This is a genomic window from Shewanella marinintestina, from assembly GCF_023283845.1.
GTDB lineage: Bacteria > Pseudomonadota > Gammaproteobacteria > Enterobacterales > Shewanellaceae > Shewanella > Shewanella marinintestina.
Map to the genome: position 1 here is coordinate 1 of NZ_JAKILC010000046.1, position 653 is coordinate 653.

The window sequence follows — 653 nt, forward strand, 5'->3', positions numbered from 1 at the left end:
CTTAGAAGCAGCCATCATTTAAAGAAAGCGTAATAGCTCACTAGTCGAGTCGGCCTGCGCGGAAGATTTAACGGGGCTAAGCAATACACCGAAGCTATGGGTACTAGACTTGTTCTAGTGCGGTAGAGGAGCGTTCTGTAAGCCGTTGAAGGTGAAGGGGTAACCCACACTGGAGGTATCAGAAGTGCGAATGCTGACATGAGTAACGATAAAGGGGGTGAAAAACCTCCTCGCCGAAAGACCAAGGGTTCCTGTCCAACGTTAATCGGGGCAGGGTGAGTCGACCCCTAAGGCGAGGCCGAAAGGCGTAGTCGATGGGAAACGGGTTAATATTCCCGTACTTCTGCTAACTGCGATGGAGAGACGGAGAAGGCTAGGCTAGCGCGGCGTTGGTTGTCCGCGTTTAAGGTTGTAGGCTGTACACTTAGGCAAATCCGGGTGTACTTAAGGCTGAGAACTGATGACGAGGTCCTAAGGGACTGAAGTAGTTGATGCCATGCTTCCAGGAAAATCTTCTAAGCTTCAGGTTAGTAGGAATCGTACCCCAAACCGACACAGGTGGTCGGGTAGAGAATACCAAGGCGCTTGAGAGAACTCGGCTGAAGGAACTAGGCAAAATGGTACCGTAACTTCGGGAGAAGGTACGCTCTTAG

At 51.0% G+C, this 653-nt stretch carries 1 rRNA gene; it reads left to right on the forward strand.

Annotated features, from left to right (window positions below):
* A 23S ribosomal RNA gene (locus tag L2747_RS21370) occupies positions 1-653 on the forward strand; the annotation flags it as partial.